Here is a 23,989-nt window from a genome sequence, read left to right as displayed (position 1 = left end):
CCCTCAGGGCGCCAGCCGCGCGAACCGGCCCCGGTGGAACAGCAGCGGCCCGCCGGCGGCCTCGCCCGTGCCCAGGGCGTCCACCCTGCCCACCACGATGAGGTGGTCGCCGCCGGTGTGCACGGTGTGGATCGTGCAGTCGACCCAGGCGGCCGCACCCGCCAGCCGCGGGGACCCGGAGACCGGCGCCGCGTCGTACGCCACGCCCGCGAACTTGTCCGCACCGCTCACCGCGAACGCGCGGCACAGCTCGCCCTGACCGGCGCCCAGGACGTTGACGCAGAAGACGCCCGCCCGGGCGATGCGCGGCCAGGTCGCCGACGTACGGCCCACCATGAAGGCGACGAGCGGCGGGGCGAGGGAGAGGGAGCAGAAGGACTGGCAGGCGAACCCGGCGGGGGCGGGCGCGCCGTCGGCGGCCGGGGCCGTCACCACGGTCACCCCGGTCGCGAAGCCGCCCAGCACTCGGCGGAACTCGCCCTGGTCGACCGGCGCCCGCTCGTCCGCGCGGACGCACCGCAGCTCCGGGCGCGGCAGCGCCTCGACGGTCCCCGCGGCCGGGGGCTCGGCGGGCCTGAGGTAACGGACGGCGGCGGCCGCCATCCCTACGTGTCCCATCACACCGTCCATTGAATCTGACGATACGTCAGATGGGAAGGGGTGCGGCGAGCGTCGGCAGAGCCGTGTCCGGGCGTCCGGCATGGCGTGGAGAAAGAGGCCGGGCGCGACGGCGTGCTCGTACGCCTCCACGGTGACTGCGACGACGACACCCACTGGTCGGTCGGCGGCGCCGAGGACGAGCCCGGACTGTTCGTGTTCTTCAGCGACCCGGATGCGGGCGGGCTGTGGATCCTCAAGCGGGTGGCCGCTGCCTGAGCCTCACCGGCCCCGGAACTCCGGGCTCCTGCGCTCCACGAAGGCCGTGAGTCCCTCCCGCGCGTCCTGGGTCGTCATGTTGACCTCCTGCGCGGCGGCCTCGGCGGCGAAGGCGGCGGCCCGCTCCGTGCCGAGGGAGGCGTTGACGAGCTGCTTGGTCAGGGCGAGCGCCCGGGTGGGGCCGGCGGCGAGGCGGGCCGCCCATTCGCGGGCCGTCTTGTCCAGCTCCCCGTCCGGAACCACCCGGTTGACCAGCCCGAGCCGTTCGGCGTCCGCGGCGGGGAGCGCGTCGCCGAAGAACATCAGCTCCTTGGCGCGCTGCGGGCCGACCAGCCGGGGCAGCAGATAGGCACCGCCGCCGTCCGGCACGAGCCCGCGCCGCACGAACACCTCGATGAACCGGGCGGATTCCGCGGCCAGTACGAGATCGCAGGCGAGCGCGAGATGGGCGCCGAGCCCGGCCGCCGTACCGTTGACGGCCGCGATCACCGGTTTCTCGCAGTCCAGCACGGCCGCGATCAGCCGCTGCGCGCCGAGCCGGATCGTCCGGGCGACGTCCCCGGCGACCCGCTCGCCGCCCCCCGCACCGCCCCGCAGATCCGCGCCCGCGCAGAAGCCGCGCCCGGTGCCGGTGAGGACGACGGCCCGGATCCCCGGGTCCCGGTCCGCTTCCTCCAACAAGGCGATGAGCCGGTCCCGTTGGCCGGGCCGGAGGGCGTTGAGGGCCTCGGGGCGGTTCAGGACGACGAAGGAGACGTGGTCGCGGACCTCATGCCGTACGCCCTGCTCGCTCATCGGCACACCGCCAGCGCGTCCAGCGCCACCGCGCCCTGTCCCCTGGGCAGCACCAGCAGCGGATTGATGTCCAGCTCGGCCAGCTCGTCCCCCAGCTCCAGCGCCATGCGCTGCACCCGCAGGACGACCTCCACCAGGGCGTCGAGGTCGGCCGGCGGCCGTCCCCGGACGCCGTCGAGCAGCGCCCGGCCGCGCAGTTCGGTGAGCATGTCCCGGGCCTGGTCCTCACCGAACGGCGGCACGCGTACGGCCGCGTCCCGCAGCACCTCCACCAGCACCCCGCCGAGCCCCACGGTCACGACCGGCCCGAACAGCTCGTCGCGCGTGACCCCGACGACCATCTCCACGCCCGGCTCCACCATCTGGCACACCAGGATCCCGTCCAGCGCCACGCCCTCGTAGCGGGCGATGTCGGTCAGCTCCCGGTAGGCGTCCCTGACCTGGCTGGCGGAGGTCAGCCCGATCTTCACCAGGCCGAGTTCGGTCTTGTGGGCGATCTGCGCGCCGGAGGCCTTCATCACCACCGGGTAGCCGACGAGACCCGCCGCCCGCACCGCCGCCGCGGCGCTGGTCACGAGCTGCTCGCGGGGCACGCGTATGCCGTACGCCCGCAGCAGCTGCTTCGCCGCGTGCTCGCTGAGCTGCTGACCCGGCCGCATCAGCGCGTGCGCCTTCTTGAAGGACAGGGAGGGAGTGCGGGGGGCCTCGTCGAACGGGGATCGGTAGCCGCGGGCGAAGCGGTGATGGCCGAGGTAGGCGCGGACGGCGGTGAGGCAGTTGCCGACCGTGCGGAACGTGGCCACGCGGGAGGAGCCGAGCAGGACCTCGCGGTACGCCGGCTCGGTCCCGACCGGCGACCCCCACACCACGCAGACCAGCTTGTCCGTGTGCTCCGCCGCGTCCACGAGATCCCGCACGAGCCGGTCGCTCAGCGGTGGGAACGGCCCGGTGATCGGGCAGATCAGCACGCCCACCTCGGGGTCGGCGAGGATCGCGTCGATGATCTGCCGGCCGCGCCCGTCGCCCACCGCATGACCCCCGTTGTCCACGGGATTGGCGACGCTCAGGTACTCCGGTATCCACTGGTGCAGCTCGGCCTGCCTGGCCTCCGACAGGACCGGCAGCCGCAGTCCCGCCTCGGCGGCCAGGTCGGCGGCATGCGCGCCCGTGCCACCCGAGATCGAATAGACGACCACGCCGTCCGCCCGCGGGGGGCGGGCCCGGGCCAGCAGGGTGGCGGTGTCCTGGAGTTCGTCGAGTCCGTCGACGCGGACGACCCCGAACTGCCGCATCGCCGCGTCGACCACGTCGTCCGCGCCGGTCAGCTTGCCGGTGTGCGAGGCCGCCGTGCGGGCGCCGGTCTCGGTGCGGCCCACCTTGACCGCCACGACCGGCACACCGCGCCGGGCGGCCCGGTCGGCGGCCAGCAGGAAGGAGCGGCCGTCCTTCAGACCCTCGATGTAGCAGGCGATGGCGCCCACCTCGGGCCGCTCGGCGAAGTAGGAGATGAAGTCGGCCGTCTCGAGATCGGCCTCGTTCCCGGTGGGTGCCCAGTGGGAGAGCCTGACTCCGAGCTCCTGCAGTGCGAAGACGGGCCGTCCCTGGTGCCCGGACTGGGTGATGAGCGCGATGGCCGGCCCTTCGAGGTCCTCCCGGAACCGCTCGAAGGCGTTGAGGTTGGTGTTGGGCCCGAGCAGCCGTACCCCCGACCGCTCCACGGCGGCGGCGAGCCGGTTCTGGGCGGCGGTGCCCTCCTCGCCGGTCTCGGCGAAACCCGAGGCGAAGGCGACGGCGAACTTCACCTTGGCCGCGCCGAGTTCCTCGATGAGCGGAAGCGGGTCGGAGACGAGCAGGACGGCGAGGTCGACCTGTTCGGGCAGATCCGCGAGACAGGGGGAGCAGGGGATGCCGAAGACCTCCCGGCGGGTGGGGTGCACCGGGTGCAGCCGGGCGCCGACCCGTTCGGCCCAGGCGAGCAGCTGCCGGGTGATGCCGGTTCCCGGTCGCCCTTCGGTGTCCGACGCGCCGACGACGGCGACGGACTCGGGCCGGAAGAACCGTTCCAGGTCGAGGACTTCGAAGTGCAGCGGGCGCCCGCTGACGTCGAGGTCGCCGACGCCCGCGGCCCTGCCGTGCACGACGGGCGAGGGGGGCTCACCGCAGGCAAGGATCCGGGCCCGGCGGGAGTCGGTGGTGAGGGTGCCGTGGGTTGATCCAAGCATCGTTCCACCCGCTCCTGTGTGACAGCCTGCATAACTGACGCAATGTCAGGTTACTGAACTGACGCAGCGTCAGGAAGAGAGCCGCAGGTACTCGTCGGAGCTCGCGCTCATGTGTTGGTGATCGACTGCGCGGCAGGCGGTCGTGGTTGCAGTGCCGGGGGCGAAGTAGCCCGGTCGGCAGCGGTCAGCGCGTTGCCTGGTCCCGCTCCGCCTGGCGTGCCGCCGCCTTGGCGATCTTCCGGGCGTCGACGGCCAGTTCGCGGAACATGCCGCTGATCGGGTTGGTGAAGCCGGTGAAGTACAGGCCGGGAGCGGTGCGCGGGGAGCGGGCGCCGTGCACGACCGGCTTGCCGCGGGCATCGAGCACACCGAGGTGGCCGACGAGCTCCTCCAGTGCGCGGACGTACCCGGTCGCGGCGATCACCGCCTCGGGCTCGATACGGCTGCCGTCGGCGAGCACGACCTTGCCGTCCTCGAACGCCTCCACGGCCGCCACGACTTCGACCCGCCCCTGGCGTACGGCGTCGATGAGACCGATGTCCTGGACCGGTATGGAACCCTCGTTGACCCGGGAGTACAGCCCGGTGCCGGGCCGGGGCAGTCCGTGCTCCGACAGGTCCGGCACGCTGATCTTCGCCATCGGCACGGCCATCCGGTCGACGAGTCGCACAGGCAACCGCCGTACCAGGATCCCCGTGAACTGGGCCGCCCAGCCGGCGGTGGACCGGCGCACGATATGGGGCGCGGTGCGCACCGACAGCCGCACCCGGGAGGCGCCGCCCTCCACCAGGTCGACGGCGATCTCGGCGCCGGTGTTGCCGACCCCCACGACGAGGACGTCGCGGCCGGCGTAGGGCTTCGCGTTGCGGTACTGGCCGGCGTGCAGGAACTCGCCGGTGTAGGCGTCGCGGCCGGGCCAGTCCGGGACGCGCGGGGTGTGGTTGTAGCCGGTGGCGACGACGACCGCGCTGCCCGTCAGCTCACGGCCGCCGGTCGCGTGCAGCAGCCAGCCGGTGCCGTCGGGGGCCGGCTCGACACGCGAGACCTCGACTCCGGTGACGATCTCCAACTGGTGGTGCTCGGTGTACTTCTCCAGGTAGCGGACCACGTTGTCACGGGACACCCACCGTCCGAAGGACCGCGGCATCGGCAGCCCGGGCAGGGCCGAGAGGCGGCGCGTGGTGTGCAGGCGCAGCCGGTCGTAGTGGCGCCGCCAGGACGCGGCGACGCGGTCGGACTTCTCCAGGACGACGGCCCGCAGACCTCGGGCGCGCAGCGCGTACGCCGCGGCGAGCCCACCCGGGCCGCCGCCGATCACATACACGGGTCGGTCCTCGTGAGCCGGAACCACGGGATGTGACGAAGCAGTGGAGGAGTCGGCCATGAGCGGAGCGTATCCAGCGACTGCGTTGATGGGTTTCGGTCAAGACGGGAATCGGTTGCGAATCGATCACGGCTGTAGGAGGAGTGGGTGGGGCCGGTGTCGTAGACGGACCGGATGTGGGCGATCGGTGGGGCTCGCGGCCGTCCCGGACTACGGGTCGGGCTGATGTCCGGTGCCGCGACCTGAGGCGGCGCGGCCGAGGGACGCGGTCCAGCACGGCTTCCGGGCCGAGTTCGTCTGCGCGGCCGGGTAAGGCCGTACCCGTCCCTTGCGGACGGACCGCGGGTGCGCTGAACTGACGTACCGTCAGATAGCTGGACGGCGGGAGGGCGGCGCAGCATGGACACGATCTGGCTCACCGGTGCGGAATGGTTCGCCGTGCTGCGCGTCGGCCTCGGACTGTGGTGGCTGGAGAGCTGGCGGCACAAGGACAAGAAGGCGTGGTTCGAGCGGGGCTCCGGGATCGCGTGGGCCGCGGACGTCGCGGCCAAGCATCGCTGGACGGCGGTGCGCAGCGGCTTCGACGTGCTCGTCGCACCGCGGCCGCGGACGATGGCGTACGTGGTCGTGTACGCGGAACTGGCGCTCGGGCTGGGCCTGGTCGCGGGCTTCCTGACGCCCGTCGCCCTGGTCGGCGGGCTGCTCCTGAACGTCCTCTATTTCACGCTCATGATCCACGACTGGGCCGAGCAGGGACAGAACTCGATGATGGCGCTGATCTCGGCGGTGGGGTTGTTCGGGATGTCGTGGCAGACGTGGTCGGTGGACAGCGCGCTCGGGTTGTTCCGGTGACCGGGACGCCGGGCGGCCCGCCCCGCTTCGACCTCCCCGAACAGGACGCCTTCACCCGTACGTACTGGGAAGCGGCGGCCGAGGGGCGGTTGCTGATCCGCCGCTGCGCGGCGTGCGGGCGTGCGCACCACTATCCGCGGGAGTTCTGCCCGCACTGCTGGAGCGAGGACGTGACCTGGGAGCAGGCCGGCGGCCGGGCCACGCTTTACACCTGGTCCGTCGTCCACCGCAACGATCTGCCCGCCTTCGCGGACCGCACGCCCTACACCGCGGCCGTGGTCGATCTCGCGGAGGGACCGCGGATGATGACGGAAGTGGTGGAGTGCGACGGAGCCGAGCTGCGGGTGGGGATGGATCTGCAGGTCGCCTTCCGCCGCGCCGGGGGCATGTCGGTGCCGGTGTTCCGGCCATGGCGGTGAGGCGTTGGACGACGCTCGTGCGAGTGCGGCCGCGAAAACGAGGGGCGGAGCGGGGAATGAGGGGTTTCAATGGCCTGATGACCGACGTCAAGAGGAACTCCCCGGCGCCCCCTGACTCCTCCCGCGAACTGCACGGCCACGGTCTGCGGCTGTGCTCCTGGGACGTCCGGTCCCGGGAACATGTCGAGGCGTGGCTGCGGGGGCTGACCGATCCGGACTTCCGGCAGTGGAACACGCCGCTGAAGACCGTGGACAACTGGGAGGATGCCCTGGCGTCGATGTGGTCGAAGGCGGCGGGTGTGGCGAACGGCACGAACGCCTCGTTCCGGATCACGGACGCGGAGGGCGGTGGGACGCTGGGGCACATCGGCGTCAACGAGATCGACCACGTCCTGCGCGTCGCCCGCGTCGGCTACTGGATCCTTCCCGAGGCCCGCGGTCGCGGTGTCGCCTCCCGCGCACTCGCCCTCACCGCCCGCTGGGCCCTGACCGACCTGGGCCTCAACCGCCTGGAGTTGGGCCATGCCCTCGGCCACGAGGCCTCCTGCCGCGTAGCGGAACGGTGCGGCTTCCCGTTCGAGGGGACCTTGCGCGGGGCGATGTTCGAGGCGGGACGCAAGGATGTCTTCCGCGACGTCCATCTCCACGCACGGATCGCGAGCGACCCGGAGCCGGAGATTCCGTAGCCGTCGAGACTCCGCCGATGTCCGAGGGCTCCGGGTTGAGCTGGGTCAGGCGTAGCACATCGAGACACGCAGGGCTACGAAGAGGGTATGAAGACGATCACGCAGCGTGAGTTCCGCAACAACTCCGCACCGTGACAGGGGCCGCATGTCAGGGCCACAGCAGGTCCTTCGCCCACCCCTCTTGCGTCCGGCGGTAGGCGAGCCGTACGTGCCGGCGTGTCGCGTCACCCTGGAAGAACTCGACCTCGTCCGGCCGGAGGCGGTAGAGCGTCCAGGATGGGACCGGGACATCCGGCTCCCGCTGTGCCCGCTCCCATGCCTCCTCCGAGGCCCGCGCCAACTCCTCGGTCGAGCCGAGCACTTCGCTCTGGCGGCCGGTGAGCGCCGCGGCCAGCGCGCCCGTCGACCGGGCGTGCAGATCCGCCTGCCCCTCTTCCGCGGGTGCGGGGACTACCGGGCCGCGCACCCGGATCTGGCGGCCCTGGACGGGCCAGTAGAAACCCAGGGCGGCATACGGCCTCGCCGCCAGCTGGCGGCCCTTGCGGCTGCCCACGTGCGTCGCGAACGCCCAGCCGTCCCTGTCCGCCTCGTGCAGCATCACGGTGCGGACGTCCGGTGTGCCGTCCGGGTCCGCCGTCGCCAGCGACATCGTGTGTGGTTCGGTCTGCCCCGCCGCCACCGCCTGCGCGAACCAGTCCCGGAAGAGGGCCAGTGGCTCCTCGGGCGCCGCTGCCGGGTCGAAGGCGGGCAGCTCGGTGGTCTGCGGGTCCCACACCCGCAGGGTCTTGAGCAGCTCGTGAAGATCCGTTCCCATGCCTTCGAGTATCGCTCCCGGGCCCGACGGCGCCGGGCAGGCCGCGCCATCAGCAAGCCGCGCGGCCGGGACCGCATCGGGGCGGAGCGGCGCCCGGGGCTCAACGCCCCAGCACCACCGTCCCCGACGAGCAGAACCAGCCGCCCGTGCCGGAGGCGACACCCAGCCAGGGCAACGCGCCGTCCCGTAGCCGCACCTGGCGGTCCCCGGCCTCGCCGCGCAGCTGGCGCACCGCCTCCACCAGCAGGAAAAGCCCGCGCATCCCGGGGTGTTGGGCCGACAGGCCACCCCCGTCCGTGTTCACCGGCAGCTGCCCGCCCCGCACCAGCAGCCGTCCCTTCTCGACGAACGCGCCGCCCTCGCCCTTCGCACAGAAGCCGAGGTCCTCCAGCGTCACCAGCGTCATGTACGTGAAGGCGTCGTAGAGCTCCGCGAAGTCGATCTCCTCCGGCCGCACTCCCGCCCGCCCGAAGGCGAGACGGCCGCTCACCGCCGCCGGGGAGACGGTGAAGTCCGGCCACTCGGACATCGTCGTGTGCGAGACGTACTCCCCGGTCCCGAGGACCCACACCGGTCGCGTACGGCAGTCCCGTACCAGCTCCCGCGCCGCCAGCAGCACCGCCGCACCGCCGTCGGACCGTATGCAGCAGTGCAGCTTGGTGAAGGGATCCGCGATCACCGGGCCGGACAGGACCTCGTCGACGGTGATCGGGTCACGGAACATCGCCTCCGGGTTCGCCACCGCGTTGGCCCGTGCTTGGACCGCCACCTCGGCCAGCTGCTCGATCGTCGTGCCGTACTCGTGCATGTGGCGGCGGGCCGCCATCGCGTACTTGGCGATGAGCGTGTGGCCGTAGAGGGCCTCGAACTGGAGGGGTCCGCGGGCGCCGAAGGACAGGGTGCCGGTGCGGCGGCCCGCCCGGATGTCCGCACGGGCCGTCGAGCCGTAGACAAGGAGCACCGCCCGTGCGTGGCCCGCCGCGATGGCCTCCGCCGCGTGCGCCGCCATGACCTCCCAGGTGGAGCCGCCGACGGACGTGGAGTCGACCCAGGTGGGCCTGAGGCCGAGATACTCCGCGACCTCCGCGGGTGCCAGCGTGCCGAGCCCGGCCGAGGCGAAGCCGTCGATCACCGAGCGGTCCAGGCCCGCGTCGGCCAGGGCGCGACGGGCGGCCTGGGCGTGCAGAGCGTACGGCGTCGCCTCGTCGACCCGGCCGCAGTCGGACAGCGCCACGCCGACGATCGCGGCCTGCCTGCCGGTCACAGCACTCATGGACCTGACGGTACATCAGGTTTCTGCGCGATGGGCCTGTGCGTGGGCACCCCGCAGTCCTAACATGACGGATCGTCAGACGAAGGAGGCCGCCCATGGACGCCCGCTTCACCGTCGAACAGGACGAGATCCGCCGTACCGTGCGGGAGGCGCTCGCCCGGGTGTGCGGGCCGCAGGACCTCCGGGCCGCCGTCCGGACCGGCACCGGGTACGACCTCGCCCTGTGGACGACCCTCGCGAAGCTCGGTCTGCCCGGGCTGGCGCTCCCGCAGACGTACGGCGGTGTCGGCTGCACCACCACCGAACTCGGCCTCGCCTGCGAGGAGGTGGGGCGAGCTCTCGCCCCCTCCCCGCTGCTGTCCACGGCCGTCCTCGCCGCACCCCTGCTGCACGCCCTCGGTACCGACGGCCAGCGTGCCGAGCTGCTGCCCCGGATCACCTCCGGTGAGCTGACGGCCGCCGTCGCCGTACCCGGCACGGCCCTCGCCACCGCCCTCGCCCTGGTCGGCGACAACCGGTGCGACTGGGCAGGCGGTGGACGCGCCGGCGGCATTCAGGCGCGGCGGGCGGACGGCGTCTGGCGGTTGTACGGGGAGGCGGACCAGGTACTGGACGGGCACAGTGCCGGGCTGCTGGTGGTGGCCGCCCACGCCGGGGGGTTCGCACGGTCGCGGACGCTGTTGTTCCTCGTACGGGAAGGCGCGGAGCGCACGCGGCAGACCGCTCTGGACTGCACACGCCCCTGTGCCCGGGTCCAACTGCGCGAGGTGGAGGCGGAATTGCTGGGAGAGGACGGCGCCGATGTGACCGGGACGCTCGCCGCCCTCGGGGACCGTGCCGCCGCCGTCCTCGCCTGCGAGGCCGTGGGAGCCGCCGACCGGGCGTTGGAACGGACCGTCGAGTACGTCGGGCAGCGGGAGCAGTTCGGCCGGCCGATCGGGTCCTTCCAGGCTGTGAAGCACCGGCTGGCCGATGTGCATGTGCGGGTGCAGACGGCGCGTTCGGCGGCTTACTACGCGGCCTGGGCGACCGTACACGGCGAGAAGGGTGTGGGCGGGATCGCCCTCGCGCAGGCTCTGGAGGCACTGAGGACCGCCGCCGCCGAGGGGATCCAGCTGCACGGCGGCATCGGGTTCACCTGGGAGCACGACGCCCACCTGTACTTCAAGCGGGCGGCCGGGGACGAGCTGCTGTTCGGGCCCGTGCACCGGCTGCGGGCGCACGCCGCCGACGTGGCCCGGCTGTTCGAGCACAGGGAGGTGGCCGTGTGACGGCCGTGGGAGTACGGATCGTGCAGAAGGTGTCCTCCACACGCGCCTTCGCGAAGGTGGCGCCGCACGTCGTGCCCGCGCTCGACCGTGCGGTGCACCGGCTGACCCGGGGGAGGTTCCTGCTCAGCGCGCAGACGCTGCCGAGTGTGATCCTCACGTCCACCGGCGCGAGGAGCGGGCTGCCGCGCCGGACGCCCCTGGCGTGCATGCCGGAGGAGAGCGGCAGCTGGCTCCTCGTCGGGTCCAACTTCGGGCGCACCGGCCACCCCGCCTGGACCGCGAACCTCCTGACCCGCCCCGAGGCCGAGGTCAGCTGGAAGGGGGCGGACATCCCGGTCACGGCTTATCTGCTGGAGGGTGAGGAGCGGGTTGCGGCCTGGAAGGCGGTGTCGGCCTTCTGGCCGCCGTACGCGACCTACCAGGCGCGGGTGGAGCGGGAGATCCGGCTGTTTCGGGTCGTACGGCGCTGAGCGCACCGCTCAGAGCGTCGCCAGCCGCTCCACCAGCAGAAACGTGCCGATGCCGAGCATCGCGGCCCCGCTCGTCCGGGTGACCGCCCGGGCGGCGGCCGGGCGTGCGCCCAGCACGGCCCGGGCCAGGACGCCGACGGTGAGGTAGACGGCCGTGCAGCACACCATGTGCGTAAGGCCCAGCACCCCCGTCTGCGCCGCCACCGGCAGCCGTGCGCCCTTCGTGACGAGGAACTGCGGCAGTACGGAGAGATAGAGCAGCAGACCCTTGGGGTTGAGCCCGCTGATCGTGGCGCCACGGCGGAAGAAACGGGCCGAGGAGGCGTCGGCCGGTTCCCCGGTGGCCGCCCCCGGAACGCCGGGGCGGCGCAGCACCCCCCACCCCAGCCACACCAGGTACCCGGCTCCCGCCACCGTCAGCGCCGTCAGCAGCCCCGGCGACCCCGCCACCAGGACCGCGAGCCCCGCCACCGCCAGGGCCGTGTGCACCGCGTACCCGGCGACCAGGCCGGCCACCGCCGGTACCACCGGCCCCGCTCGCAGGCCCGCCGCGATCACGTACGCCCAGTCGGCACCCGGCACGCACACCAGCAGCAGGTCCACGGCGAGAAAGGACAACACCGCTCCCGTATCCATGCCGGGGACATTAGGCGCGTTCGGCGCGAAAGTGTTCCTTAAATTTGCCCTTGATCGCAGTTTCAGGGGAAGAATCTGTCCCATGGACTCCATGGATCAGAAAATCCTTGCCGAGCTGCAGCAGGACGGGCGACTGACCGTGACCGAGCTCGCCGCGAGGGTGCGGCTCAGCGTCTCGCCCTGCCACCGGCGGCTGCGCGAGCTGGAGCGGAGCGGCGCGATCCGCGGCTACCGGGCCGTCGTGGACCCCGCCGCCGTCGGGCTGAACTTCGAGGCGCTGGTCTTCGTCTCGATGCGGCAGGAGGACCGGGACACCGTCGCGGAGTTCGAGCGGGCGCTGAGCGAGGTGGAGCACGTCGTGGAGGCGCAGCGGCTGTTCGGCGAGCCCGACTATCTGCTGCGGATCGCGACCGCCGACCTCGCCGCCTTCCAGCGGCTCTACGACGAGCGGCTGGCGACCCTTCCGGGCGTGCAGCGGCTGACGTCCACTCTGGTGATGAAGCACGTGGTGGAGGACCGCCCGCTGCCCGGTACGCGGGCATGACGACCCGGTGGGCCGGCGCAGGCAGCGGGCGGTGGCCCACCGGAGTGGACCACCGCCCGCATGACAGAACGTGAGCTGGAACAGCCGACCAGGTCAGGGGGAACGCGCGGCGAGGGCTACTTCGTCGGTTTCTTCCCGGTGACGCCCAGATGCACCAACAGGGCGAGGTTCGGCTTGAGTTCGGCCTGCTTGACACCCCAGGACTGGAAGCCCTTCTGGTGCGAGGCCACGGATGCGAGCATCGCCACGAGGGCGCCGGCCACGGCCGCCGGGTTCACGTCCTTGTCGACCTTGCCTTTGGACTGGAGTTCGGTGATCGAGTCCGCGAGAGAGTTGTTCACGGAGTTCAGGATCTTCATGCGGAGTTTGTAGAAGCGCTTGTCGCCCTCGGCCGCCCCCAGGTCGACGACGCGCAGGATCGCATCGTGCTTGCGCCAGAACTCCAGGAACCCGTCCACGAGTTCCTGAGAGGTCTGCCACCCCGCCTTGCCGACCCACGAGCGTCCCTCGAGCAGCGCGGTCAACCCCGCGCCCTCGGTGGCCATTTGCTCGGCGATCTCCAGGACGGCGCCCTCGACATCCGGGAAGTACTGGTAGAAGGTCGCCGGCGACGTCCCCGCCTTCCGGGCGACGTCAATGACTTTGACATCCCGGTAGGGCGAGGAGCTGAGCATCTCGCTGAGGCAGTCGAGCAGCTTCTGCCGGGTCGCCTGCCCACGCCGACCGGCCACGCGGCCGTCGACGGTACGCACTTGTCCTGTCATGCCGTCAGCTTACCGAGGGGTGATCGGAGCGCGATTCGGCCGACTGCAAATGGGGACCAGGGGGTACCGTGGACGGCTTCCGAGGCCTGTGAGAAGGGGGTACGCGGACGCATCCCGCGGTCCTGGAGCCCCTCGAGCCGGTGTCATGGCCGAATATCCGCCCCCCGTCACATGGGAACGGGCGCTCCCCGGCGGCGGAGCCGTCTCCTGCGATGACAGGAGTCCTGACGGTGCCCCGTGCCCGAAGGCGTCCCGTGCGGGCCGCATGCTCCTCCGGGTGGCCGCGCTCGGATGGCGAACCCGTGGCCGTGCTGGTACCCAGGAGGGGCGGGGAGGCTCACTGGCCGCACGCGTACATCGTGACGCCAGACGTCACCGTGCAGACCGCGCAGATCGGGCACATCCGGGCACCGGCGTCCTCGTCCCGCCCATCCCTGGACACCCTCGGCGCCGTACCACCCCCGAGCCGGTCCCTTCAGACCGATGCGGCGCGTGCAGGCCCCGGCGAGCGGCACGTCTTCCCGCCCGGGACGCCCTCCCTTACTCTCGATCGCCCCGCGCCGTCCCCGACGCCCCTGTGCGCGGTGGGCCGGCCGGGCGGCGAAGGACAGGTACCACCGTTCGAGACCTCGTACGGAAGGGTGGTGGTGGTCACGCACAACCAGAGGGCGTCCTCCGGCCCTACCGCAGCGGTGGCCGGGCACTCCGAAGCCGTGGCGCGGCACTTCGGGGGCCCGCCCCGCGTTTCATCATGCGGGCGGATGCTTCCCGAGGAGCGGTCCGGCATGGTTTTGTCCTGAGACACCCCGATCCGCCCCCGGGTTCGCAACCGGTGGCGCGGACAGGGAGAATCGGGCTGCGTGCCGCCACGGCGGTGCGGTGGTGAGACGCTGCACGGGGTCGCGTGCACAAGGCGGATGACGTGACCCGTACGGGGAGGTGGCAGGCAAGTGGTGGATCAGCTGACACAGCACGATCCGCGGCGGATCGGGCCGTTCGAGGTGCTGGGACGGCTGGGTGCCGGCGGCATGGGGCTGGTCTATCTCGCGCGCTCGGCGTCCGGCCGGCGCGTGGCGATCAAGACGGTGCGCACCGAGCTCGCCGAGGACCAGCTCTTCCGGGTCCGTTTCACGCGCGAGGTCGAGGCGGCACGGGCGGTCTCCGGCTTCTACACGGCCGCCGTGGTCGACGCCGACCCGCGTGCGGCCGTGCCGTGGCTGGCCACCGCGTATGTGCCCGCGCCCTCCCTCGAGGAGATAGTGACCGAGTGCGGGCCGCTGCCGGCCCAGGCGGTGCGCTGGCTGGCCGCGGGCGTCGCGGAGGCGCTGCAGTCCATCCACGGCGCGGGCCTGGTCCACCGCGACCTGAAGCCGTCGAACGTCCTCGTCGTCGAGGACGGCCCCCGCGTGATCGACTTCGGTATCGCCTCCGGCGTGTCAAACACCCGTCTGACGATGACCAACGTCGCCGTCGGTACGCCCGCGTACATGTCCCCCGAGCAGGCGAAGGACTCGCGCAGTGTGACCGGCGCGAGCGACGTCTTCTCGCTCGGCTCGATGCTCGTCTTCGCGGCCACCGGGCATCCGCCCTTCCACGGCGCCAACCCCGTCGAGACCGTCTTCATGCTGCTGCGTGAGGGTCCGGACCTGTCGGGCCTCCCGGACGAACTGCGTCCGCTCATCGAGTCCTGCATGCAGATGGAGGCCACCGGCCGCCCGAACCCGGCGGACCTCCAGGCCCAGCTCGCACCCCACCTCTTCGGTTCCGGTTCCGACGACAGCGGTACGGCGTCGGCGTGGCTCCCCGAGAAGGCCGTCGGCCTGATCGAGTCGCGCCGTGGCGGCCGCCCGGCGGCGAAGCCGCCTGCCAGCCGCAGCGGCGGCGGGCGCCCGGCGGTGCCCCCGCCGCCCTCGCACGACCCGGTGCCGGTCCCGGTGCCGGCCGGCGCGCCCGACGGCGGCCCGGTGCGGCTCGCGGGCGCGGCCGTGCCGATCGGGCCGGGGCCGCGGGTCGCCGATGCCCGGGCCGCCGCGGTGAAGGCGCCTCCCCCAGAGGCGGGTCTCGTCGCGTCCTGGTCCCGGCCGGGCCCCGGCGTCAACGGCGTGGCCGCCACGGTCGCACCGCCGGCCGCACCCCCGGAGACCGCCTCGGGCTGGCGCCCGTGGCGTTTCCGCATGTCGAACGATGTCTGGGGCACCCCGTCGGTCGTCGGCGACCTCGTCTACGTCACCTCCTTCGAGGTGCACGCCCTGGACGTGGCGACCGGTCGCCGCCGCTTCAAGACGCGGGACGTGGCTTGGTCGATGGCGGTCGCGGACGGCCGTATCCACGCCTCCGACGGCCCCACGCTCTTCGCCCTGGACGCCCGCGAGGGCGCGGACCTGTGGCGGCTGTCCATGGACGGCTGGATCTACTCCCTCAAGGCCGACCGCGGCACGGTCGTCACCGGCACCCGCGGCGGCGGCGTCCAGGCGTGGGAGGCGTCCAGCGGCCGCAAACTGTGGGAGATCTCCGGCGCGCAGACGGACTTCGAGTCGCCGGAAGCCGGGCCGGTGGTCCACGAAGGCACGGTGTACGTGTGGAAGGACGGGCGGCTGCGGGCCCTGGAGGCGCGCACGGGCGAGGAACGCTGGTCGTACCCGATCGGGGACGCGGCCTCCTGCGGCGGCGTACCGGTGCGCCTGACCCACACCACGGACGGCCATGTCTACCTCTCGGCCGGCACCAGGGTCCTGGCCGTCGATGTGGCGACTGGCATGGTGCGCTGGCACTTCGAGGCGCCCGCGGTGTTCCTGTGCCCGCCGACCTTCGTACCGGGCCCCGCGGTGACGGGCGGCGGCATCTACCTGGCGGACTACCTGGGAACGGTGTACGCCCTCGACGCGACGGACGGCCGTGACCGCTGGCGGATCGCCACCGAGTCGCGGGCCGCGATCGAGCCGGTCCTGGTGGCGGCGGGGCACGTCCACGTGGGCAGCGGCAAGGGTCTGTACACCTTGGACGCGGTCACGGGCACCCCGAAGTGGCGCTTCCAGGCCGGCGGCGAGATCGTGGGCTCCCCGGCGGTGGCGGAGGGCCGTATCCACTTCGGCTCCACGGACCACCTGCTGTACACACTGAAGGCCGACGACGGCCGGCTGCGCTGGAAGCTGGCGACCGGTGGCGAGATCACCGGTGCGCCGGTCGTGAAGGACGGCGTGGTGTACGCCTGCAGCAAGGACCGCTGTGTGTACGCCCTCGACGCGGAGAAGGGGACGGGAACCGCCCGGACCGCCTGAGAGCGGCTCTGGACGGCCGTCGCACGGGACCTGACGGAAGGGATACCGGACGGCGGCCGTCATCGAAGACGCTACGCCGAGTACGCGCGTCGTGCCATGCGGTGGCGAACGCGGCGGAGCGCCCCATCACGTCGCCGCCGGCGGCAGCGGTGGCGGCACCTACAGCCGGCGGCCCACGGGTCCCGTACGCCACGGTCGAGGTCCGGAACCCGAATGCGGTCGCGGCCGAGTTCGGGGTGGACGTCGAGGTCGATCCGGACGCCTACGCCGACAACTGGCGTGCGCTACCGCACCCGGTACCCGCCCGTCCGCCTCCGGGCGAACAACTCCGCCTGCCGCTCGGGCGGCAGGTTCCCCAGCGCGATGAGCGAGGGCGCCTGTGCGAAGGCCTGCGACCGCGCCGCCTCCTTCGCTGCCCACAGGGCCCGTACGGTCCCCTGCACTCCCGTCGGCGGGTAGGAGGCGATGACGGCGGCGCAGCTCACTGCCGCGTCCAGCGCCCCACCGGGAAGGGTGAGTTCGGACACCAGGCCGATCTCGTAGGCCCGCTGGGCGGAGATCCGCTCGGCGGTCCCCATCAGCGCCATCCGTGCCGCCTCCCCGTACGGCATCCGGTGGGCCGCGTGGACGGACTCGTACGCGCTGACCATCCCATAGGTGGTGTGCGGGTCGAAGAAGGCCGCGGTCGGGTCCGCCACGATGAACTCGCTCTCGCCGAGCAGGTAGAACGCCCCGCCGCAGGCGATGCCGCGCACGGCGGCGACAACCGGCTTCCACAGGTCGTTGGCCTTCGGCCCGATGCGAAGCAGCGGATCGTCCACCATGTAGGGCGAGTCGGGCTGCGGTACCTCCGTGTCGCGGTCGAACCCCGTGCAGAAGGCGCGCTCACCCGCGCCCGTGAGGACGACGGCCCGGACGGAGTCGTCGAAGCGCAACGCCCGCCAGCACGCGGCCAGTTCCGAGGCGGTCGGCAGATCGATGGCGTTGAGCTTGGCCGGCCGGTCGAGGGTGACGACCGCGACCCCGCTCTCCTTGTCGGCGTCGACCCGCAGTCCCCCGTTCACGCGCGCTCCAGAACCCAGCGGGGCAGCCCGTCACGGCTGAAGACGGCCTGCACGCGCGCGCCGATGCGGATCCGGTCGGGGGGCACCGAGTCCAGGGGCGCGTCCGGGCCGGTGACGAGGTTCCCGACGAGCCGGATGCGGGGCGTCTCGGCCAGTTCCACCACGATCACGTTGTACGGCGCCTGCGCCGCGTAGGCCGCGAGCAGCGGCGGATGCGGGGCGACGTACGACCAGATCCGTCCCTTCCCGCCGGTGAGCCGCCACTCGGTCGTGAACGACCGGCAGTGCGGGCAGCAGGGGCGGGGCGGGAAGCGCGGCTCGCCGCAGTCGGCGCAGGCCTGGACGCGCAGTTCGCCGCGGGCGGCGTACTCCCAGAAGGGCGCGCCGTCCTCGTCACGGACGGGGGAGAGGAGGGTGTCGGTCATGGGGCGGCTCCTTTGCCGACGGGGTACCGGGCACGGGTCAGTTCCTCAGCAGCAGGGCGGAGGTGGGAACCACCTCACCGGCGGTGACCAGACAGGTGGCGGCACCCGGGACCTGCGCGGTACTGGTCCCCCGCAGTTGCTTCACGCTCTCGTTGATGAGGTTGAAGCCGTGGACGTACGCCTCGGACAGCCCGCCGCCCCCGGTGTTGAGGGGCAGCCGTCCGCCGATCTCCAGCGCGCCCCCCTCGGTGAAGGCGCCGCCCTCCCCCCTGCCGCAGAAGCCGTACCCCTCGAGGGAGAGCGGTACGAGGGGCGTGAACGCGTCGTAGATCTGGGCGACATCGACGTCGTCCGGGGCGAAGTCGGCGTGCTTCCACAGGTGCCGTGCGGCCGTCCAGGCGGGTCCGGTGAGGGGGTCGTCGTTCCAGTAGTTGACCATCCCGTGGTGCTGGGAGGGCAGGCCCTGGGCGGCGGAGTGGATGTACACCGGACGGTGTCGGCAGTCGCGGGCGCGCTCGGCGGAGACCACGACACAGGCCAGCGCCCCGTCCGTCTCCAGGCAGTTGTCGAAGAGGCACAGCGGCTCGCTGATCCACCGGGAGCTCATGTACATCTCCCGCGTCAGCGGCCGCTCGTACATGATCGCGGCGGGGTTCTGGTTGGCCCGGTTGCGGCAGGCGAGCGCGACGTTGAAGAGGTGCTCCCGGGTCGCCCCGTACTCGTGCATATAGCGACGGGCGAGCATCCCGATCTCGTCGACCGGCCTGAGCAGCCCGAAGGGCCGCGTCCACTGGGCCGGAGTGGGCAGTTGCACGGCCGTGTTCCGCCACGGCCGGGGACCGCTGCCGCGCTTGCGCGACCGCCAGGCGACGCCGACGGTCGCCTGCCCGGTGGCGATGGCGGCGGCGAGGTGTGCGACGGTGGCGCAGGAGCCGCCGCCTCCGTACCCGACCTTGCTGAAGAAGGTCAGATCCCCCAGCCCGACCGCCTTCGCCACCTCGACCTCGTCGGTCTCCTCCATGGTGTACGAGGCGAGCGCGTCGACCTCGCCGGGCGCGATCCCTGCGTCGTCGAGGGCGGCGAGGACGGCGCGACAGGCCAGCGTCTTCTCGGACTCGGCGAGCCGGCGGGCGAAGGCGGTCTGCCCGATGCCGACGACGGCGGTGGCGTCCTTGAGCCCTTTGAACCCTGTCGTTGCCATGGGCGCACACCTCCGTGCGGAGAACGGGCTGCTGACAGTCCGTCAGAGTACAGTTAATCTGACGGTTAGTCAGCTACGTGGTTTCAGGGTGTGCGGGAGGCAGGCCGTGCGCGGTGACGTGGAGTGGGGCAGCATTCCGGGACTGGTGCGGAGCGCCGCACGTCGTTTCGGCGATGCCGAGGCGGTGGTCGAGGGCCGCACCCGGATCTCGTACGCCGAACTGGGCGCCCGGGTGGAGCGCGCGGCGGCGGCCTGCATCGCGAACGGCGTCGTGGCCGGCGACCGCGTGGCGATCTGCGCGCCCAACACCCTCGACTGGATCGTCTCCGCGCTCGGCGCGGTGTCGGCGGGCGCGGTCCTGGTCCCGCTCAACACGCGCTTCAAGGGAACGGAAGCGGCGTACGTACTGGAGCGGAGCAGGGCGAAGCTGCTCTTCGTGACGGGCACGTTCCTGGGGACGTCGTACGTCGCCTCGCTGCGGCGGGCCGCGCAGACCGGACCAGGCAACGGCCCCCTCCCGGGCCTTCCGCACCTGGAGCAGGTGGTGGTCCTGGCGGACGACGCCCCCTCCGACTTCCGCACCTGGAAGGACTTCCTGGCGAGCGGGGAGGGGGTGGGCGCGTCCGAGGCAGGGGAGCGGGCGGTATCCCTCACCGGTGCCGCACCCTCGGACATCATCTTCACCTCGGGCACGACGGGCCGCCCGAAGGGAGCCGTGATCACGCACGGGCAGTCGCTGCGGGCCTACGAGATCTGGACCGGCCTCGCGGGCCTGAGGCAGGGCGACCGCTATCTGATCGTGAACCCCTTCTTCCACACCTTCGGCTACAAGGCGGGGGTGCTGGCGTGCCTGATGCGAGGCGCGACGATGATCCCGCAGCCGGTGTTCAACGTGGACACGGTGCTGGCGAACATCGCGGCCGAACGGGTCTCCGTGCTGCCGGGCCCCCCGACCCTCCACCAGTCCCTCCTGGACCACCCGTCCAGGGACGCCCATGACCTCTCGGCTCTGCGCCTGGTGGTGACGGGAGCGGCGGTGATCCCGCTCCACCTGGTGGAACGCCTACGCGGCGAAATCGGCGTGCAGACGGTCCTGACGGCGTACGGCCTGTCGGAGGCGAGCGGCTTCGTGACGATGTGCCGCAGGGGGGACGAGCCCTCGGTCATCGCGACGACCTCGGGCCGGGCGATCCCGGGAACGGAGGTGCGGGTGGTGGACACGAACGGTGAACCGCTCGGCCCGGGTGTGCCGGGAGAGGTGCTGGTCCGCGGCTTCAACGTCATGCGGGGCTATTTCGAGGACGAGCGGGCCACGGCGGACGTCCTGACTCCGGAGGGCTGGCTGAGGACGGGCGACGTGGGGGTCCTGGACGCCTCCGGGAACCTCCGGATCACGGACCGCATCAAGGACATGTTCATCGTCGGCGGCTTCAACGCGTACCCGGCGGAGATAGAGCAACTGCTCGGCCTGCACCCGGCCGTGGCCGACGTGGCGGTCATCGGCGTACCCGACGCCCGCCTCGGGGAGGTCGGCAAGGCGTACGTGGTCCGCCGCCCCGGGGCGGTGCTGACGGGGGACGACCTGATCGCCTGGTCCCGGCGCGAGATGGCGAACTACAAGGTGCCGAGGGCGGTGGAGTTCGTACGGGACCTGCCGCGGAACGCGAGCGGCAAGGTGGTGAAGGGGGAGCTCAGGCGGCGGTCATGACCGGCACCGGACACGGCGGCGCTGCGAACGGCCGCGCCGGCCCCGACGCGTTGCGTACCGTGCCGCGGCTGCGTGGGCTCGGTGGCGGCCGGAGCGGGGGAGGCGCCGGAACGGCGCCAACCGGCCGGGGCTTCGGCCATGACCGCGGCGAGCACCAACCAGAACAGTTCGTCGATCCGGTCCAGGTTGGCCGGGTGATCCAGCATGCTCGCCAGGAAGAACCCGGTCAGCGCGGACAGTCCGACGGTCCCGAGGACCGACTTCGCGCGGGATGCGCGGGCCGCGGAGGACCAGACGATCACGGTCACCGAGACGATCGCGAGCAGACCGAGCGGCCCGGTCTCCACCAGCCAGTTCAGCCACAGGTTGTGCGCGTGGACGAAGACCCGGTCGCCGGGCGCGGTGGCGGATATGACGACGCCCGACCGCCCAAGACCGACGCCCAGCGGGTTGTGGGCCGCGACCTCGAGCGCCGCCGCCCATGCCTGGCCGCGCACACCCAGTGCGTTGCCGGCCCGGGACACGCCCCAGATGGCGGCGGCCGCGGCGAGCAGCGCCGCGATGCCCAGGAAGCCGAACAACCGCCGCTGTGCCCGCTCGGCGAGCCGGGGCGCCAGCCAGTAGGCCCCGGCGAGCACCAGGAGCCCGGCGGCACCGGCGACGTACCCGCCGCGGGAGAACGTGGTCAGCAGCGCCCCGTACCCGATGACCACCAGGACGACGATGGCGGTGCGCGCCGTGCGCTCTTCGATCGCCACCGCGGCGAGCAGGGCGAACGGCAGCAGGAGCACCAGGAAGGCGGCCAGCAGGTTCGGGTTGGAGAAGGTGCCGGTGGCCCGGATCAGCACACCGTCCCCGCCCGCGTCGCAGGCGACGTCGGTGAGCAGCCCGGTGCGGCAGAAGCCGGTCGGGGTCTTGTTGGTCACCTGGGAGAAGGCGGTGGTGCTGGCCGCCGCGACCCCGGCCAGCGCGAGCAACCCGAGTGCCCGCCACGACCCGGGCGCGGTACGGCACACCCCGACGACCAGGTAGTAGCAGACGATCACGGTCAGCAGGCCGCGCAGCGGCGCGGTGGGATGCCCGCCGACGTACGTGGTCGCCCCCGAGGCCAGGAGCAGGAGCGCGATGGGCAGATCCAGCCGCGTGCGGAAGTCCCCGAGCCGCGCCCGCCGCCGGCCCGGCACGGGCACGACCAGGGCGATCAGCCCGATGACCAGGGCAAGCCGCGTCGGCGTCAGGATGCCGACGATCGGGTCGTCGGGAAAGAAGTCGGTGGCGCCGTCCAGCAACACGACGGCCACCACAGCGAGGGGAAGGAACTGAACGATCGCCGACGACAGCCCAGGGCCTGCCGACGCACTCCGGTCGGATGCCATGACACCCGAGCGTGGCCGCCGGGTGCGACGCATGGGTGTCGGGCGGGCGAACAGGGCGCACAGGGTGAACGGACGGGGCTCGGCGCCGCTCTCCGCGTGCTGTCCTCCTCCGGGCCGCCGTGGCGCCGCCTGGTCCGGCTCACGGGAGTCGATTACACTTAGTCCATCAGTTAGTCCACCCGCTGGTTCGCTGACCACATCGTGAGGTCGCCGTGGAACCCGTCCGCCAGTACAACGTGCACGAGGCCAAGACCCACTTCTCCCGCATCCTGGAACAGGTCGCCACGGGGCAGGAAGTCGTGATCAGCAAGGCCGGGGAGCCGGTGGCCAAGGTGGTCCCGCTCCGCCCGAAGGTGAGGCGGACCGGGCGAGGGTCCCTCCGGGGGCACATCCACATCCACGACGACTTCGACGAGCTGCCGGACGACATCGCGGACGCCTTCGGGATGCGCTGATGAGGCTGCTGCTCGATACTCACGTGGTGCTGTGGTGGCTGGACGACTCCCCGGAGCTGCCCGGCGAGGTCAAGGACCTGCTCGACACCGAGCCGGGCGTGTACGTGAGCGCGGTGACCCCGTGGGAGATCGCGATCAAGCAGTCGCTGGGGAAGCTCGAAGGCCCGGAGGACCTGGCCGAGCGGGTGCGCGACAGCCAGTTCACCGGCTTGCCCGTCACGGCGGGGCACGGTGTGAGGGCGGGCCGGCTGCCTGCGCACCACCGTGATCCGTTCGACCGGATACTGGTCGCCCAGGCGCAGATCGAGGGCATGACCCTGGTGACCCGGGACAAGTGGATCCCGGAGTACGACGTGCGGGTCATGGCTGTGTGACCGGCGGGCCGATGGTGGCGGGCGTAGGTATGGTGAGTGGTATGGCAACCAAGAAGTACACCCTGACGCTGCCTGAGGAGCTTGCCGAGGAGGTCCGCCGTGAGGTGGGGCCCGGCGGGTTCAGCGCCTATGTCACGCGGGCGATAGAGCGTCAGCGGGAGCAGGACCGGCTGGGGGACCTGGTGGCCGGGCTGGAGGAGCAGCACGGTCTGCTCACGGAGGCCGAGCTGGCCGAGGCCGAGACGGAGCGGCGCGAGCATGAGCGGTATTTCGCCGCTCGTGAGGGCAGCCCGTCCGACGGCTCCCAGTACCCGATGGCGGGCTGATGGCCGCCGTCACCTGCTACGTACTGGACTGCGAGGGACTGTCCAAGGCGGTGCGCGGTGACCGCAGGATGCTCGCCCGGCTCAAGGACGCCCACCGCTCCGGAATCCGTGTCGTCACCAGCTCCATGACCCTCATCGAGGCGTATCACGGGCAGGTTCAGCACGCGGCCTGGGCGTGGGCGATGTCCCGCATCGTCGTCGAGCCGGTCACCCGGGACGTCGCCGAGGACGCGATCGCCTTGTTGCGGGACACCGGACTGCATGGTCACAAGTACGCGATCGACGCGGCGCTGGCGGTGATCGCCGGCCGGCTGGGCGGGAACGTGGTGCTGTACACGTCCGACGAGGACGACATGACGAAGTTGTGCGCGGAAGGGGTTCGAGTCGTCCCGCTGTGACGGCGCCCTTGAGTGTGCGACGGTGGGGCCGAGCTTTGGCTCGGCCCCGCTGACGTGGAATGCCGGTGCGGGATCAGGGCGTCGCGGTGATGTGGGTGTTGTCCGGCGTCACGGTGGCGTGCATGTCAGCCAGGGCGGGGGCTGTCGCACCCGCAGTGACACCCACCACCATCGCGGCGGTCACGAGGATCCTCTTGGTACGAGTCATTCCAGCTCCTCTAAGCTTGATGTTTAACCTCGCTGCTGTTTCAAGCGGACGTGTTCGGTGAGGGTTTCGGCTCGTTTCACGGTCTTCCCGGGCTCGTGTCGTGGTGCTGGCCTGCGGTTCTTCGAGCCGGGTGGGCGTCCGGGCCCGGGTCGGGAGGGTTGGGGCACTCCTGCGGGCCGGGCGGTCTTCACGCGGAGGTGGCGGAACCCCCGGCGGACCCGGGCGGGGGT

The 23,989-nt window shown here is 72.1% G+C and carries 26 protein-coding genes and 1 pseudogene; 13 read left to right on the top strand and 14 right to left on the bottom strand.

Annotated elements, in window-relative coordinates; genetic code table 11:
- Positions 1-3 precede the first annotated feature (3 nt).
- The gene (locus tag ACWDA7_RS05870; RefSeq protein ID WP_450602946.1) at positions 4-618 is read right to left on the bottom strand and encodes a flavin reductase family protein; all 615 of its coding nucleotides are present in this window, start codon (positions 616-618) and stop codon (positions 4-6) included.
- Between the two features lie 87 nt (positions 619-705).
- Here ACWDA7_RS05870 and ACWDA7_RS05865 point away from each other — a divergent pair, with 87 nt between their 5' ends.
- Positions 706-876, top strand: a complete 171-nt coding sequence (locus ACWDA7_RS05865; RefSeq protein ID WP_450602945.1) for a hypothetical protein — start codon at positions 706-708, stop codon at positions 874-876.
- 3 nt (positions 877-879) lie between these two features.
- On the opposite strand, the gene ACWDA7_RS05860 is transcribed toward ACWDA7_RS05865, so the two are convergent.
- The 3 genes from ACWDA7_RS05860 to ACWDA7_RS05850 form a co-directional block, all read right to left on the bottom strand.
- The gene (locus tag ACWDA7_RS05860; protein WP_450602944.1) at positions 880-1,671 is read right to left on the bottom strand and encodes an enoyl-CoA hydratase/isomerase family protein; all 792 of its coding nucleotides are present in this window, start codon (positions 1,669-1,671) and stop codon (positions 880-882) included.
- Positions 1,668-3,893: an acetate--CoA ligase family protein gene (locus ACWDA7_RS05855; protein WP_450602943.1), complete on the bottom strand. Its 2,226-nt coding sequence runs from the start codon at positions 3,891-3,893 to the stop codon at positions 1,668-1,670. Before ACWDA7_RS05855 ends, ACWDA7_RS05860 begins: the two co-directional genes overlap by 4 nt.
- A 184-nt stretch (positions 3,894-4,077) precedes the next feature.
- The gene (locus ACWDA7_RS05850; RefSeq protein ID WP_450602942.1) at positions 4,078-5,277 is read right to left on the bottom strand and encodes a flavin-containing monooxygenase; all 1,200 of its coding nucleotides are present in this window, start codon (positions 5,275-5,277) and stop codon (positions 4,078-4,080) included.
- Positions 5,278-5,616: 339 nt separating this feature from the next.
- Here ACWDA7_RS05850 and ACWDA7_RS05845 point away from each other — a divergent pair, with 339 nt between their 5' ends.
- The 3 genes from ACWDA7_RS05845 to ACWDA7_RS05835 all read left to right on the top strand — a co-directional run bounded on the left by ACWDA7_RS05845 (position 5,617) and on the right by ACWDA7_RS05835 (position 7,174).
- Positions 5,617-6,069, top strand: a complete 453-nt coding sequence (locus ACWDA7_RS05845) for a DoxX family protein (protein ID WP_450602941.1) — start codon at positions 5,617-5,619, stop codon at positions 6,067-6,069.
- Positions 6,066-6,488: a Zn-ribbon domain-containing OB-fold protein gene (locus tag ACWDA7_RS05840; RefSeq protein WP_450602940.1), complete on the top strand. Its 423-nt coding sequence runs from the start codon at positions 6,066-6,068 to the stop codon at positions 6,486-6,488. The genes ACWDA7_RS05845 and ACWDA7_RS05840 overlap by 4 nt, the downstream gene beginning before the upstream one ends.
- A 77-nt stretch (positions 6,489-6,565) precedes the next feature.
- The gene (locus tag ACWDA7_RS05835) at positions 6,566-7,174 is read left to right on the top strand and encodes a GNAT family N-acetyltransferase (protein ID WP_450602939.1); all 609 of its coding nucleotides are present in this window, start codon (positions 6,566-6,568) and stop codon (positions 7,172-7,174) included.
- Positions 7,175-7,322: 148 nt separating this feature from the next.
- On the opposite strand, the gene ACWDA7_RS05830 is transcribed toward ACWDA7_RS05835, so the two are convergent.
- Both ACWDA7_RS05830 and ACWDA7_RS05825 read right to left on the bottom strand, forming a co-directional pair.
- A complete protein-coding gene (locus ACWDA7_RS05830) occupies positions 7,323-7,988 on the bottom strand; it encodes a pyridoxine/pyridoxamine 5'-phosphate oxidase (RefSeq protein WP_450602938.1) in 666 nt (221 codons plus the stop codon).
- 100 nt (positions 7,989-8,088) lie between these two features.
- On the bottom strand, positions 8,089-9,261 hold the full coding sequence (locus tag ACWDA7_RS05825) for a thiolase C-terminal domain-containing protein (protein ID WP_450602937.1): 1,173 nt from the start codon (positions 9,259-9,261) through the stop codon (positions 8,089-8,091).
- 95 nt (positions 9,262-9,356) lie between these two features.
- Between ACWDA7_RS05825 and ACWDA7_RS05820 the strand changes: the two genes are divergently transcribed.
- Together ACWDA7_RS05820 and ACWDA7_RS05815 are read left to right on the top strand one after the other, a co-directional pair.
- A complete protein-coding gene (locus ACWDA7_RS05820) occupies positions 9,357-10,532 on the top strand; it encodes an acyl-CoA dehydrogenase family protein (protein WP_450602936.1) in 1,176 nt (391 codons plus the stop codon).
- Entirely contained in the window at positions 10,529-11,002 is a 474-nt protein-coding gene (locus ACWDA7_RS05815; RefSeq protein WP_450602935.1) for a nitroreductase family deazaflavin-dependent oxidoreductase, read from the top strand. The genes ACWDA7_RS05820 and ACWDA7_RS05815 overlap by 4 nt, the downstream gene beginning before the upstream one ends.
- Positions 11,003-11,011: 9 nt before the next feature.
- Here the strand turns inward: ACWDA7_RS05815 and ACWDA7_RS05810 are convergent, their stop codons facing one another.
- The gene (locus tag ACWDA7_RS05810) at positions 11,012-11,638 is read right to left on the bottom strand and encodes a LysE family translocator (protein WP_450602934.1); all 627 of its coding nucleotides are present in this window, start codon (positions 11,636-11,638) and stop codon (positions 11,012-11,014) included.
- Between the two features lie 82 nt (positions 11,639-11,720).
- Between ACWDA7_RS05810 and ACWDA7_RS05805 the strand changes: the two genes are divergently transcribed.
- A complete protein-coding gene (locus ACWDA7_RS05805) occupies positions 11,721-12,182 on the top strand; it encodes an Lrp/AsnC family transcriptional regulator (protein ID WP_450602933.1) in 462 nt (153 codons plus the stop codon).
- 116 nt (positions 12,183-12,298) lie between these two features.
- Here the strand turns inward: ACWDA7_RS05805 and ACWDA7_RS05800 are convergent, their stop codons facing one another.
- Entirely contained in the window at positions 12,299-12,946 is a 648-nt protein-coding gene (locus tag ACWDA7_RS05800; RefSeq protein ID WP_359394072.1) for a TetR family transcriptional regulator, read from the bottom strand.
- Between the two features lie 950 nt (positions 12,947-13,896).
- Between ACWDA7_RS05800 and ACWDA7_RS05795 the strand changes: the two genes are divergently transcribed.
- Positions 13,897-16,224 (top strand): outer membrane protein assembly factor BamB family protein, encoded by a 2,328-nt coding sequence (locus ACWDA7_RS05795; RefSeq protein WP_450602932.1) that lies wholly within the window; start codon positions 13,897-13,899, stop codon positions 16,222-16,224.
- 284 nt (positions 16,225-16,508) lie between these two features.
- Here ACWDA7_RS05795 and ACWDA7_RS05790 read toward each other — a convergent pair whose 3' ends face one another.
- Genes ACWDA7_RS05790 through ACWDA7_RS05780 form a run of 3 tightly spaced genes read right to left on the bottom strand, consistent with a single transcriptional unit; the run spans position 16,509 to position 18,914 of the window.
- Positions 16,509-17,288 carry an enoyl-CoA hydratase/isomerase family protein gene (locus ACWDA7_RS05790; RefSeq protein WP_450602931.1) on the bottom strand — a complete coding sequence of 260 codons (780 nt, stop codon included), beginning with the start codon at positions 17,286-17,288 and terminating at the stop codon, positions 16,509-16,511.
- Complete coding sequence (locus ACWDA7_RS05785; RefSeq protein WP_450602930.1) at positions 17,285-17,713, bottom strand: Zn-ribbon domain-containing OB-fold protein; 429 nt, start codon at positions 17,711-17,713, stop codon at positions 17,285-17,287. The genes ACWDA7_RS05790 and ACWDA7_RS05785 overlap by 4 nt, the downstream gene beginning before the upstream one ends.
- Positions 17,714-17,750: 37 nt before the next feature.
- Complete coding sequence (locus ACWDA7_RS05780) at positions 17,751-18,914, bottom strand: lipid-transfer protein (protein ID WP_450602929.1); 1,164 nt, start codon at positions 18,912-18,914, stop codon at positions 17,751-17,753.
- Positions 18,915-19,020: 106 nt separating this feature from the next.
- On the opposite strand from ACWDA7_RS05780, the gene ACWDA7_RS05775 reads away from it, so the two are divergent.
- On the top strand, positions 19,021-20,622 hold the full coding sequence (locus ACWDA7_RS05775; RefSeq protein WP_450602928.1) for a FadD3 family acyl-CoA ligase: 1,602 nt from the start codon (positions 19,021-19,023) through the stop codon (positions 20,620-20,622).
- Here the strand turns inward: ACWDA7_RS05775 and ACWDA7_RS05770 are convergent.
- Entirely contained in the window at positions 20,529-21,998 is a 1,470-nt protein-coding gene (locus ACWDA7_RS05770; protein ID WP_450602927.1) for an O-antigen ligase family protein, read from the bottom strand. The two genes, ACWDA7_RS05775 and ACWDA7_RS05770, sit on opposite strands and share 94 nt — an antisense overlap.
- A gap of 212 nt (positions 21,999-22,210) precedes the next feature.
- On the opposite strand from ACWDA7_RS05770, the gene ACWDA7_RS05765 reads away from it, so the two are divergent.
- Genes ACWDA7_RS05765 through ACWDA7_RS05750 form a run of 4 tightly spaced genes read left to right on the top strand, consistent with a single transcriptional unit; the run spans position 22,211 to position 23,551 of the window.
- The gene (locus ACWDA7_RS05765; RefSeq protein ID WP_355131919.1) at positions 22,211-22,453 is read left to right on the top strand and encodes a type II toxin-antitoxin system Phd/YefM family antitoxin; all 243 of its coding nucleotides are present in this window, start codon (positions 22,211-22,213) and stop codon (positions 22,451-22,453) included.
- Positions 22,453-22,827, top strand: coding sequence for a PIN domain-containing protein (locus tag ACWDA7_RS05760; protein WP_432929260.1), 375 nt, complete (start codon positions 22,453-22,455; stop codon positions 22,825-22,827). Before ACWDA7_RS05765 ends, ACWDA7_RS05760 begins: the two co-directional genes overlap by 1 nt.
- 41 nt (positions 22,828-22,868) lie before the next feature.
- Positions 22,869-23,153: a hypothetical protein gene (locus ACWDA7_RS05755; RefSeq protein ID WP_450602926.1), complete on the top strand. Its 285-nt coding sequence runs from the start codon at positions 22,869-22,871 to the stop codon at positions 23,151-23,153.
- Complete coding sequence (locus ACWDA7_RS05750) at positions 23,153-23,551, top strand: hypothetical protein (protein WP_450602925.1); 399 nt, start codon at positions 23,153-23,155, stop codon at positions 23,549-23,551. The genes ACWDA7_RS05755 and ACWDA7_RS05750 overlap by 1 nt, the downstream gene beginning before the upstream one ends.
- Before the next feature lie 73 nt (positions 23,552-23,624).
- On the opposite strand, the gene ACWDA7_RS05745 is transcribed toward ACWDA7_RS05750, so the two are convergent.
- Both ACWDA7_RS05745 and ACWDA7_RS05740 read right to left on the bottom strand, forming a co-directional pair.
- Positions 23,625-23,759 carry a hypothetical protein gene (locus tag ACWDA7_RS05745; RefSeq protein ID WP_450602924.1) on the bottom strand — a complete coding sequence of 45 codons (135 nt, stop codon included), beginning with the start codon at positions 23,757-23,759 and terminating at the stop codon, positions 23,625-23,627.
- A 23-nt stretch (positions 23,760-23,782) separates the two neighbouring features.
- Positions 23,783-23,989 (bottom strand): annotated as a pseudogene (locus tag ACWDA7_RS05740) (NF041680 family putative transposase); the annotation flags it as partial.

This window comes from Streptomyces sp. NPDC001156, from assembly GCF_053598275.1.
The sequence above is the reverse complement of the archived record's forward strand: the minus strand, read 5'-3'. Positions and strand labels throughout refer to the sequence as shown.

Bases quoted from the DNA above. Each gene is read 5' to 3' on its own strand.
- ACWDA7_RS05805 (WP_450602933.1), top strand. From the start codon at position 11,721: ATGGACTCCATGGATCAGAAAATCCTTGCCGAGCTGCAGCAGGACGGG.
- ACWDA7_RS05820 (WP_450602936.1), top strand. From the start codon at position 9,357: ATGGACGCCCGCTTCACCGTCGAACAGGACGAGATCCGCCGTACCGTG.
- ACWDA7_RS05810 (WP_450602934.1), bottom strand. From the start codon at position 11,638: ATGGATACGGGAGCGGTGTTGTCCTTTCTCGCCGTGGACCTGCTGCTG.
- ACWDA7_RS05745 (WP_450602924.1), bottom strand. From the start codon at position 23,759: ATGACTCGTACCAAGAGGATCCTCGTGACCGCCGCGATGGTGGTGGGT.
- ACWDA7_RS05830 (WP_450602938.1), bottom strand. From the start codon at position 7,988: ATGGGAACGGATCTTCACGAGCTGCTCAAGACCCTGCGGGTGTGGGAC.
- ACWDA7_RS05860 (WP_450602944.1), bottom strand. From the start codon at position 1,671: ATGAGCGAGCAGGGCGTACGGCATGAGGTCCGCGACCACGTCTCCTTC.
- ACWDA7_RS05750 (WP_450602925.1), top strand. From the start codon at position 23,153: ATGGCCGCCGTCACCTGCTACGTACTGGACTGCGAGGGACTGTCCAAG.
- ACWDA7_RS05855 (WP_450602943.1), bottom strand. From the start codon at position 3,893: ATGCTTGGATCAACCCACGGCACCCTCACCACCGACTCCCGCCGGGCC.
- ACWDA7_RS05825 (WP_450602937.1), bottom strand. From the start codon at position 9,261: ATGAGTGCTGTGACCGGCAGGCAGGCCGCGATCGTCGGCGTGGCGCTG.
- ACWDA7_RS05845 (WP_450602941.1), top strand. From the start codon at position 5,617: ATGGACACGATCTGGCTCACCGGTGCGGAATGGTTCGCCGTGCTGCGC.
- ACWDA7_RS05785 (WP_450602930.1), bottom strand. From the start codon at position 17,713: ATGACCGACACCCTCCTCTCCCCCGTCCGTGACGAGGACGGCGCGCCC.
- ACWDA7_RS05760 (WP_432929260.1), top strand. From the start codon at position 22,453: ATGAGGCTGCTGCTCGATACTCACGTGGTGCTGTGGTGGCTGGACGAC.
- ACWDA7_RS05870 (WP_450602946.1), bottom strand. From the start codon at position 618: ATGGGACACGTAGGGATGGCGGCCGCCGCCGTCCGTTACCTCAGGCCC.
- ACWDA7_RS05780 (WP_450602929.1), bottom strand. From the start codon at position 18,914: ATGGCAACGACAGGGTTCAAAGGGCTCAAGGACGCCACCGCCGTCGTC.
- ACWDA7_RS05755 (WP_450602926.1), top strand. From the start codon at position 22,869: ATGGCAACCAAGAAGTACACCCTGACGCTGCCTGAGGAGCTTGCCGAG.
- ACWDA7_RS05800 (WP_359394072.1), bottom strand. From the start codon at position 12,946: ATGACAGGACAAGTGCGTACCGTCGACGGCCGCGTGGCCGGTCGGCGT.
- ACWDA7_RS05770 (WP_450602927.1), bottom strand. From the start codon at position 21,998: ATGGCATCCGACCGGAGTGCGTCGGCAGGCCCTGGGCTGTCGTCGGCG.
- ACWDA7_RS05835 (WP_450602939.1), top strand. From the start codon at position 6,566: ATGACCGACGTCAAGAGGAACTCCCCGGCGCCCCCTGACTCCTCCCGC.
- ACWDA7_RS05850 (WP_450602942.1), bottom strand. From the start codon at position 5,277: ATGGCCGACTCCTCCACTGCTTCGTCACATCCCGTGGTTCCGGCTCAC.